This window comes from Sphingomonas oligophenolica, assembly GCF_039522915.1.
In the GTDB taxonomy this organism is placed as follows: Bacteria; Pseudomonadota; Alphaproteobacteria; order Sphingomonadales; family Sphingomonadaceae; genus Sphingomonas; species Sphingomonas oligophenolica.
The window spans coordinates 73575-83703 of record NZ_BAAAEH010000049.1; the positions used below are offsets into that span (position 1 = coordinate 73575).

Annotated in this window: 6 protein-coding genes and 1 tRNA gene; 2 read left to right on the plus strand and 5 right to left on the minus strand. The window is 65.2% G+C overall.

The window, feature by feature from the left end; all coding sequences use genetic code 11:
- Positions 1–3 precede the first annotated feature (3 nt).
- The 5 genes from gltB to ABD050_RS23845 form a co-directional block, all read right to left on the minus strand.
- The gene (gene gltB, locus ABD050_RS23825; RefSeq protein ID WP_343892026.1) at positions 4–4521 is read right to left on the minus strand and encodes a glutamate synthase large subunit; all 4518 of its coding nucleotides are present in this window, start codon (positions 4519–4521) and stop codon (positions 4–6) included.
- Entirely contained in the window at positions 4511–5107 is a 597-nt protein-coding gene (locus ABD050_RS23830) for a DUF2059 domain-containing protein (RefSeq protein ID WP_343892027.1), read from the minus strand. The genes gltB and ABD050_RS23830 overlap by 11 nt, the downstream gene beginning before the upstream one ends.
- On the minus strand, positions 5104–6546 hold the full coding sequence (locus tag ABD050_RS23835) for an NAD(P)-dependent oxidoreductase (protein ID WP_343892028.1): 1443 nt from the start codon (positions 6544–6546) through the stop codon (positions 5104–5106). The genes ABD050_RS23830 and ABD050_RS23835 overlap by 4 nt, the downstream gene beginning before the upstream one ends.
- Positions 6547–6705: 159 nt before the next feature.
- Positions 6706–7515, minus strand: a complete 810-nt coding sequence (locus tag ABD050_RS23840; RefSeq protein WP_343892029.1) for an undecaprenyl-diphosphate phosphatase — start codon at positions 7513–7515, stop codon at positions 6706–6708.
- Between the two features lie 85 nt (positions 7516–7600).
- Complete coding sequence (locus ABD050_RS23845) at positions 7601–8527, minus strand: complex I NDUFA9 subunit family protein (RefSeq protein ID WP_343892030.1); 927 nt, start codon at positions 8525–8527, stop codon at positions 7601–7603.
- 125 nt (positions 8528–8652) lie between these two features.
- Between ABD050_RS23845 and ABD050_RS23850 the strand changes: the two genes are divergently transcribed.
- Both ABD050_RS23850 and ABD050_RS23855 read left to right on the plus strand, forming a co-directional pair.
- Positions 8653–8739: transfer RNA gene (locus tag ABD050_RS23850), tRNA-Leu, on the plus strand.
- Positions 8740–8899: 160 nt separating this feature from the next.
- Positions 8900–10129 (plus strand): tyrosine-type recombinase/integrase (locus ABD050_RS23855; protein WP_343892031.1); only part of this gene is annotated, 1230 nt, incomplete at its 3' end.

Sequence of the window (10129 nt, forward strand, 5' to 3'; positions counted from 1 at the left end):
CGTCTATTCAGCCGCGACCATCTCCACCCGATCGTCGAGCGGATGCGCCAGGCGGGTCAGCATCTCCTTCGGCACGACCTGCCAGAAATTGTCGATCACCCGGCCCCAGTCATCGAGCAGGCTGGCCGACCATTTGCTGTCCGTCGCGGCATGGTGGGCGCGGACGAGGTTGAGCAGGACTGCCTCCCAATGCATTGACGACAGGCGTTGCCAGACGATGTTTTCGGGGTTGGCGCGACGCTCGAAGCTGCCATCGGCATCATAGACAAAGGCCATGCCCCCGGTCATGCCGGCACCGAAATTGGCGCCGACCTGGCCGAGCACCACCGCAGTGCCGCCGGTCATATATTCGCAGCCATTGGCGCCGCAGCCCTCGACCACCACGGTCGCGCCCGAATTGCGCACCGCGAAGCGTTCGCCCGCCTGGCCGGCCGCGAACAGGCTGCCCGCTGTCGCGCCATAGAGCACCGTATTGCCGATGATCGTATTGTCCTGGCTCGCCAGCATCGAGCGGGGCGGCGGGCGGACGGCAATGATGCCGCCCGACAGGCCCTTGCCGACATAGTCGTTGGCATCGCCGAACACTTCGAGGGTGATGCCCTTGCACAGGAACGCGCCGAGCGACTGGCCGACGCTGCCGCGCAGGCGGACCAGCACATGGCCATCGGCAAGCGCCGACATGCCGAATTTCCGCGTGATCTCGCTCGACAGCCGCGTACCGACCGCGCGGTGCGTGTTGCGCACCGAATAGGTCAGCTGCATCTTCTCGCCGCGCGAGAAGACAGCGGCCGCATCCTTGATCATCTGCGCATCGAGGCTGTCGGGCACTTCGTTGCGGAAGGTCGAGAGCGAGAAGCGCCGCTCGGCATCATCGGCATCGACCTTGGCGAGGATCGGGTTGAGATCGAGATCGTCGAGATGCTCGGCGCCGCGGCTGACCTGACGGAGCAGCTCAGTGCGGCCGATCACTTCGTCGAGGCTCCTGAAACCGAGCCGGGCAAGGATGTCGCGCACTTCCTCGGCGATGAAGGTCATCAGGTTGATGACCTTCTCGGGCGTGCCGGTGAACTTGGCGCGAAGCCGCTCGTCCTGGGTGCAGACGCCGACCGGGCAGGTGTTCGAATGGCATTGCCGAACCATGATGCAGCCCATCGCGACCAGCGAGAGCGTGCCGATGCCGAACTCCTCGGCGCCGAGGATCGCGGCGATGACGATGTCGCGCCCGGTCTTGAGGCCACCATCGGTGCGCAGCTTGATCCGGCCGCGCAGGCCATTGAGGGTCAGCGTCTGGTTGACCTCCGACAGGCCCATTTCCCATGGCGTGCCGGCATATTTGATGCTCGTCTGCGGGGACGCGCCCGTTCCGCCGACATGGCCGGCGATCAGGATGACGTCGGCATGGGCCTTGGCGACTCCGGCCGCGACCGTGCCGATGCCGGCCGAGCTGACCAGCTTGACGCAGACCCGGGCGACCGGGTTGATCTGCTTCAGATCATAGATGAGCTGCGCCAGATCCTCGATCGAATAGATATCGTGGTGCGGCGGCGGGCTGATCAGCATCACCCCGGGGGTCGCGTGGCGGAGCTTGGCGATGAACTCGGTTACCTTGAAGCCGGGCAGCTGGCCGCCCTCGCCGGGCTTTGCGCCCTGGGCAACCTTGATCTCGATCTCGTCACAGGCGTTCAGATATTCAGCGGTGACGCCGAAGCGGCCCGAGGCGATCTGCTTGACGCCCGAATTGGCATTGTCGCCGTTGGGGAAAGGCGTGAAGCGCGCCTTGTCCTCGCCGCCCTCGCCCGACACCGCCTTGGCGCCGATCCGGTTCATCGCGATCGCCAGCGTCTCGTGCGCCTCGCGGCTCAGCGCGCCGAGCGACATGCCGGGGGTCACGAAACGCTTGCGGATCTCGGTGATCGATTCGACCTGGTCGACCGGCAGGCCTTCGTTCGGGAAATTGAACTGAAGCAGATCGCGCAGATAGATGGGCGGCAGCGCCTCCACCCCGCGCGAGAATTGCAGATAGGTCGAATAGCTGTCGGTCGCGACCGCCGTCTGCAGCAAATGCATGAGCTGGGCCGAATAGGCATGCGTCTCGCCGGTGTGGCGCTGGCGATAGAAACCGCCGATCGGCAGCGTGGCGACGCTCGAATCGAACGCCTTTTCGTGGCGCAGCGCCGCATTGAGGTGAAGCGAGGCATAGCCTTCGCCCGAGATCTTGGCGGGCATGCCCGGGAAGAGATCGTTGACCAGCGCGCGCGAAAGACCGACCGCCTCGAAATTATAGCCGCCGCGATAGCTGGAGATCACCGCGATCCCCATCTTCGACATGATCTTGAGCAGCCCTTCATCGACCGCATAGCGATGCCGCGACAGGCATTCGGCCAGCGTCAGCTCGTCGAACAGGCCGCGTTCATGGCGATCGACGATCGATGCCTCGGACAGATAGGCGTGGACCGTCGTCGCGCCGACACCGATCAGCACCGCATAATAATGGGTGTCGAGGCATTCGGCGGTCTGGATGTTGATGCTGGCATAGGAGCGCAGGCCCTTGCGCACCAGATGGGTGTGGACCGCCGCCGCCGCGAGCACACCGGCGATGCCGATCCGGTCAGGCCCGATGTTCATGTCGGACAGGAACAACTCGCTCTTGCCCTCGCGCACTGCCTGCTCGGCTTCGTTCCGGATGCGCTGGATGGCGCCGCGCAATGTATCGGCGGCGCCGCCGCTTTCGAAGGTGCAGTCGATCTCGGCGACCTTGGCGCCGAAAAAGGCCTTCAGCCGCGCCCAGTCGGCGCCGGTCAGCACCGGCGATTCGAGCACCAGAACGCCATCGCGCCGATCCTCGGTATCGAGGATGTTGGCGAGATTGCCGAAGCGCGTCTTGAGCGACATGACATGGCGCTCGCGCAGCGAATCGATCGGCGGATTGGTGACCTGACTGAAATTCTGGCGGAAGAACTGGCTGATCAGCCGGGGCTTGTCCGAGATCACCGCGAGCGGCGTATCGTCGCCCATCGAACCGATCGCTTCCTTGGCGCTTTCGATCATCGGCGACAGGATCAGCTCCATGTCCTCGAGCGTCTGCCCGGCCGCGATCTGGCGGCGGGTCAGCTCGCCGCGCGGGAAGCGGACGGTTGAGTCAGCGGGGGCCGGCGGCAGATCGGCGGTGCCGAGAAAATTGCCGATCATCGTGGCATAATCGGCCTCGGCGGCGATGCGATCCTTGATCGCGCGGTCGCCGAGCACGATGCCCTGTTCGAGATCGACGGCGATCATCTGCCCGGGACCGAGCCGGCCCTTTTCGACGATGCTCGATTCGGAGACGACGACCATGCCGCTTTCCGAGCCGACGATCAGGAGCCCGTCGCTGGTGCGGGTATAGCGCAGCGGGCGGAGCGCGTTGCGGTCCATGCCGGCCACGGCCCAGCGGCCGTCAGTCATCGCGAGCGCGGCGGGGCCGTCCCACGGCTCCATCACGCTGGCGAGATATTTGTACATGTCGAGATGCGCCTTGGGCATCTCGCCCTTCGGGCCCCAGGCCTCGGGCACGAGCATCAGCTTTGCGGTCGGCGCGTCGCGGCCCGACCGGCAGATCGCCTCGAAGGTGGCGTCGAGCGCGGCGGTGTCGCTGGCGCCGGCGGGGATGACCGGCTTGATGTCCTCCGAATGCTCGCCAAAGGCGAGGCTCGCCATCTTGATCTCGTGGCTGAGCATCCAGTTCTTGTTGCCGCGGATCGTGTTGATCTCGCCATTATGGGCGAGACAGCGGAAGGGCTGGGCAAGCCACCATTGCGGGAAGGTGTTGGTCGAATAGCGCTGGTGGAAGATCGCGACCCGGCTCTCGAAGCGCTGATCCTGCAGATCGGGATAGAAGACCGACAGGCTCTCGGCGAGGAACAGCCCCTTGTAGATGATCGAGCGGCACGACAGCGAGCAGACATAGAAGCCCTGGATCTGCGCTGCGATCACGCGCTTCTCGATCCGGCGGCGGACGAGATAGAGATTCTTCTCGAACTCGGCGGCGCTCTGCTCCCCGGGGAGCGGCCCGGCGATCATGATCTGCTCGATCTCGGGGCGGGTGGCCTGCGCCTTCAAGCCGATGACCGAGACGTCGACCGGCACCTGGCGCCAGCCATAGATGGTATAGCCTTCCTCGATGATCACGCTCTCGACGATCGTCCGGCACGCCTCCTGCGCGCCGAGATCAGTGCGCGGCAGGAAGATCATGCCGACCGCGAGCCGGTTCGGCGCGGCCTTGTGGCCCGAGGCGGCAATCGCATCGTCGAAGAATTTGAGCGGCAGATCGACATGCAGGCCGGCGCCGTCGCCGGTCTTGCCGTCGGCATCGACCGCGCCGCGATGCCAGACCGCCTTCAGCGCATCGATCGCCGACTGGACGACGCGGCGCGACGGCGTGCCGTCAGTCGCGGCGACGAGGCCGACGCCGCAGGCATCGGATTCGAATTCGGGGCGGTACATGCCTTCCGCTGCGAGGCGGATGCGTTCTGAATCAGCCACCATGTGCATTATCCTTGCTGTCCAGCGCCTTAAGGTCGGCCATCAGCTTGGCCATCTCGGCAGGCATGCGCTGCATCGAGCTACGCATCACATCGCCCATCCAGGCGGCGACGTCGGGGTCGCTCATGATGGTCGGCGCCTGGGCGAGATAGACCTGACCAGTCGGCGTCGCAAAAAAGGTCGCCATGTCGTGCAACTGCGCGAGCGTGAAGCGCCGCGCATAGGCTCGTGCCATGGCGTCGAACATTCCGGGCAGATTGGCGAGGAGCTGTTGCGTCGACTGCTCCTGCTGCCGTTGCATGAAGTGCTCGAAGAGGGCCCGCGCCCTGGGGTCCTTTTCCAGCACCGCGGCCAGAGTGGGGTCAGTGCGGAGCGCCTGCACCATTTGACCCATCATGGACTGGGTCATCGCGGACATCATCTGGTTACGCGTCGCGGGCGGCATGATCTGATCCATCAGCGCCCTGGCCGCGGCCAGCCGCTCCGGATCGACCGGCGCCACAGCGACAGGCGCCGCCGCCTGGGCGGTCGCGACGACGGGAAGCACGGCGAGACCAGCCGCCAAAATCAGCCGGTTCAAGCTCTTCATGCCGCTTTCCTCCCTGCCGCTGCCTTCGCCTTGAGCCATGCATGCATCGCCGTGCTGACATCGCGCCCGTCGCGGATCGCCCAGACGACGAGGCTTGCGCCGCGGACGATGTCGCCCGCCGCGAAGACTCCGTCGAGCGAGGTCATCAGCGTCTTGTTGTCGACCAGCACCGTGCCCCAGCGGGTGACGCCGAGCTCGGGGGCGCCGAACAGCACCGGCAGCTCCTCGGCATCGAAGCCGAGCGCCTTGATGACGAGATCGGCGGGGAGCGCGAAATTGCTGTCCGGCTCCGGCTCAGGCGCACGCCTGCCGCTCGCGTCGGCGGCGCCGAGGCGCATCCGGGTCGCGCGGACGCCGGTGACGCGCTCATCGGCATCGAAAGCCTGGGGCGCGGAGAGCCAGACGAACTCGACGCCTTCCTCCTCGGCATTGGCGACCTCGCGCTGCGAGCCGGGCATGTTGGCGCGATCGCGGCGATAAAGGCATTTGACCGAGGTCGCGCCCTGGCGGATCGCAGTGCGGACGCAGTCCATCGCCGTATCGCCGCCGCCGATCACCACGACATGCTTGCCGGCCGCGTCGAGGCTGCCATTGTCGAACGCGGGCACCGCATCGCCGAAGCCCTTGCGGTTCGACGCAGTGAGATACTCGAGCGCCTCGACCACGCCGTCGCTGCCGACGCCCGGCGCCTTGATCGCGCGGGGCTTGTACACGCCGGTCGCGATCAGGATAGCGTCGTGGCGCTGGCGGAGATCATCGAGGCTGGCATCGCGGCCGACCTCGAAGCTCTCGTGGAAGACGATGCCGCCCGCCTTCAGCCGCTCGACCCGACGGGTGACCACATATTTCTCGAGCTTGAAACCGGGAATGCCATAGGTGAGCAAACCGCCGGCGCGATCATGCCGGTCATAGACATGAACGTCATAGCCGAGCGCGCGGCAATATTCGGCCGCGCTGAGGCCGGCCGGTCCGGCGCCGATCACCCCGACCGACTGGCCGCGCGCCGGGCCCGGCACCAGCGGCTCGACCCAGCCTTCTTCCCAGGCGGTATCAGTGATGAACTTCTCGACCGAGCCGATCGTCACCGCGCCGTGGCCGGAGAATTCGATCACGCAATTGCCCTCGCACAGCCGATCCTGCGGGCAGATGCGGCCGCAGATCTCGGGCATGGTCGAGGTGGCGTTGCTGAGCTCATAGGCTTCGCGGAGCCGGCCCTCGGCGGTGAGGCGCAGCCAATCCGGAATATGGTTGTGAAGCGGGCAGTGCACCGAGCAATAAGGCACGCCGCATTGCGAGCAGCGGCCGGCCTGTTCCTCCGCGGCGACCGGCGCATAGCGATCGGCGATCTCCCGGAAATCCTCGGCACGCATCTTGGGCGCGCGCTTGCCGGGATAGGATTGTTCCCGATCGACAAATTTCAACGTGGAATCACCGGCCATGATTTTCGCCCCAAATCTGGGCGCGCCTAATCATGATTCCGCGTCCTTGTCACGCAGAATCAGCATAATAGGTAAGCTATGCTGTCCTATAACTTAGGCCGATAGGTGATTTTCCGGGTTAAATGGATCGTTCCACCATTTTAAAAGACCATATCGGACCTATTTGGTCAGAAGCCAGACCAGCGCGGCGGTGCCGACGATGATTCGATACCAGGCGAAGGGGCCGAAGCCACGGCGGCCGACAATGCCGACGAACCAGCGCACCACCAGCAGCGCCACGATGAACGCGACCACGAAGCCGATCGCGATTTCGCTGATGCCGACGCCCTGCGCGGTGGCGAGCGTATCATGGTGCTTGACGAGCTCGAGGACGCTGGCGCCTAGCATGGTCGGGATCGCCAGGAAGAAGCTGAATTCGGCAGCGGTACGGCGCTCGACCCCCAGCGTCAGCGCGCCGAGGATCGTCGCCCCGGAGCGGCTCACCCCCGGAATCATGGCAAGGCATTGCAGGAAACCGATCCCGACCGCCTTCGACGCCGGAATGTCGGCGACGCCGACCGTCTTGCCCGGCTTGACCAGCCATTCGATGACGAGGATCGCGACGCCGCCGACAATCAGCGCGATGGCGACGACGATCGGCTGGAGCAGCAATGCCTCGATCTGCTTGCGAAACGCCAGGCCGATCGCTGCCGCCGGCAGGAAAGCGATGAGCAGGTTGCGGACGAAGCGGACCGAATGCGGCTCGCGTTTCACGAGGCCGAGCATCACGGCCCAGAAGGTGCGCCAGTACAGCACGACGACAGCGAGGATCGCGCCGAGCTGAATGACGATGTTGAACAGCTGCCAGCGCGAATCGTCATAGCCGAGCAGCGCGCCGGCGAGGATGAGATGGCCGGTGGAGGAGACCGGCAGGAATTCGGTCACGCCCTCGACGATGCCGAGCAAGATGGTGGTGATCAGATCGTTCACGCGCTTTTACCCCCGAGCGGCTTTGCCGCGGTCAGATTACACGCGGCCTGGCCGCATGATGAGACGCTGGTTGATGTCGAGCGGGTCAGGCCGCGACGTGCGCGCCGAACCGGCCGTGGCGCCGGTAGCGGACGAGCCAGCCCGGCGCGACCGCGTCCATCGGCGTCGGCGTGACGCCGAGCGCCGCAAGCCCGTCGGCACCGGTGACGACCGTGTCGCGCGCGAGCATGCGCCACTGATCGCGCGTGATCGGCGCGCCGGGCAGGAAGCCGCCAAAGGCGATCAGGCCGCCAACGACATCGGGAAGCTCCAGGATTGCAGGATTTCGGCCGATCGCCCGGGCAATCCAGCGGATCAGGCCGCCCATCGACACGATGTCCGGGCCGCCAAGCTCGAAGACCTTGCCGGCCGCGGCCGAATTGCCAAGCGCAGCCACCACGGCCTGGGCGACGTCAGTGACATAGACCGGCTGGAACCGGGCGCCGGCGCGCAGCACCGGCACCACCGGCAGCGCCGAGATCATTGCGGCGAAGCGATTCACGAACTGATCCTCGCGACCGAAGATGATCGACGGGCGCAGAATCGTCGCGGCGTGGAAGGCGGCCTGGACCGCCGCCTCGCCGGCCGCCTTGGCCCGGCCATAAGCGGCAGGCGATTCGGGATCGGCGCCGATCGCCGAAATATGGACGAGGCTCGCCACGCCCGCCGCGGCGGCGGCTTCGGCGACGGTCCTGGCGCCCGTCACCAGCACCGCCTCGAGATTCGAGAAGCTGCCGGCGAGATTGACCACCGCATCGGCGCCGGCGAGGGCGCGGGCGATGGTCTCGGGCTTGCCGACATCGGCCGCGACGAACTGGATCTGGCCGAGCCCGCCCTGGGGCTTCAGGAACAGCGCCTCGCGGGGATCGCGCTGGGCGATGCGAACCCGGGCGCCTGCCTTGAGCAATTCCTGCGTGACGTAGCGGCCGAGGAACCCGCCGCCGCCGATCACGATAACCAGCTTGTCCTTCATGCCGTGCTGCCCTGCCTGATGTCCTGCCCCTGATGTGTCGGGGGATGTGTCGCGCCCCCTTGCCCCAGCTCAGCCCGTGTTGACAAGGCGCACGAGCCTAACCTAAGGCGCGCCCCCTACCCCGTGCCCAGATGGCGGAATTGGTAGACGCACCAGCTTCAGGTGCTGGCGCTCGCAAGGGCGTGGAGGTTCGAGTCCTCTTCTGGGCACCATTCCCCGTCCGGGGGCATCCACACTAATCGGAAAAGTCGCTGAAAAGTGCGACTTTTCCCGTTTTTGCGTCCGCTCAAATCCGGGGGCATTCTTGGGGATTGAGGGTATCTGAGGGTATATTTGGGGGAAGGAGCCATGAGGGCTTCTGGAGATACCCCCATGGCCCTTTCTTCTCTCGCGGTTACCAAAGCGAAGCCTGGTCCAAAGCCCTATAAGCTCGCCGATGAGCGCGGGCTCCACCTCCTCGTGACCCCGCAAGGAGGCCGCTACTGGCGGCTCAACTATCGCTTTGACGGCAAGTACCGGACAATGGCGCTGGGCGTCTTTCCAGACGTAGGGCTCGCCGACGCGCGCGCGAAACGCGAGGAGGCGCGCAAGCTCCTGGCCGCCGGAGTAGATCCGGCCGTGAAGCGCAAGGAGGATGTCGAACAAGCAAAGTTTGACGCGACCTGCTCATTCAAGGCGGTCGCGGAAGAGTGGTTGGCGAAGCGCGAACGGGAAGGTCTGGAAGAAATAACGCTTTCCAAGGCGAGGTGGCTCCTCGCGTTCGCATATCCCGCGCTTGGCGACCGAAAGATCAACGAGATCACGACTCCTGAGCTTTTGGGCGTGCTGCGAAACGTCGAAGGCAGAGGCCGCCATGAAAGTGCCCGCCGCCTTCGCAGCGTATGCGGCAGAGTTTTCCGCTATGCGATCGCCACCGGTCGTGCGGAGCATGACTTGTCGGCCGGGTTGCGTGATGCCTTAACAACGCCGAAGGTCAAACACCTCGCCGCGATTACAAACACTCAGGAAGTGGGGCCGCTCCTTCGCGCGATCGACGGATTCAGCGGTCACATGGTGACCAGGGCCGCATTACGTCTGGCACCTCACGTCTTTGTCCGTCCCGGTGAGCTTCGCCACGCAGAATGGACAGAGATCGACTTTGAGGCCGCCATCTGGTCAATCCCTGCCGGGAAGATGAAGATGCGCCGCCCGCACCGCGTGCCCCTCTCACACCAATCTGTTTTGATCTTGAGGGAGGTCCGGGAGATCACAGGCAGCGGTCGATACGTCTTCCCCGGCTTCCAGTCTCTTGAGAGGCCAATGTCGGAGAACGCTCTCAACGGCGCGCTGCGCAGGTTAGGTTACTCGGGCGACGAGATGACCAGTCACGGCTTTCGGGCGATGGCAAGCACCCTGCTCAACGAGATGGGAAAATGGCACCCTGACGCGATTGAGCGGCAGCTCGCCCATGTCGAATCTGACGGGGTGCGCCGCGCCTATGCCCGTGGTGAGTACTGGAAGGAGCGAGTTCTGATGATGCAGGAATGGTCTGACTATCTAGCCCGTCTTATTCACGAGGTTGGTGTTCGGGTTTGGTCGGCGGTTGGTCATGGCGTGTCGGCT

Bases quoted from the DNA above. Each gene is read 5' to 3' on its own strand.
- gltB (WP_343892026.1), bottom strand. From the start codon at position 4,521: ATGGTGGCTGATTCAGAACGCATCCGCCTCGCAGCGGAAGGCATGTAC.
- ABD050_RS23830 (WP_343892027.1), bottom strand. From the start codon at position 5,107: ATGAAGAGCTTGAACCGGCTGATTTTGGCGGCTGGTCTCGCCGTGCTT.
- ABD050_RS23835 (WP_343892028.1), bottom strand. From the start codon at position 6,546: ATGGCCGGTGATTCCACGTTGAAATTTGTCGATCGGGAACAATCCTAT.
- ABD050_RS23845 (WP_343892030.1), bottom strand. From the start codon at position 8,527: ATGAAGGACAAGCTGGTTATCGTGATCGGCGGCGGCGGGTTCCTCGGC.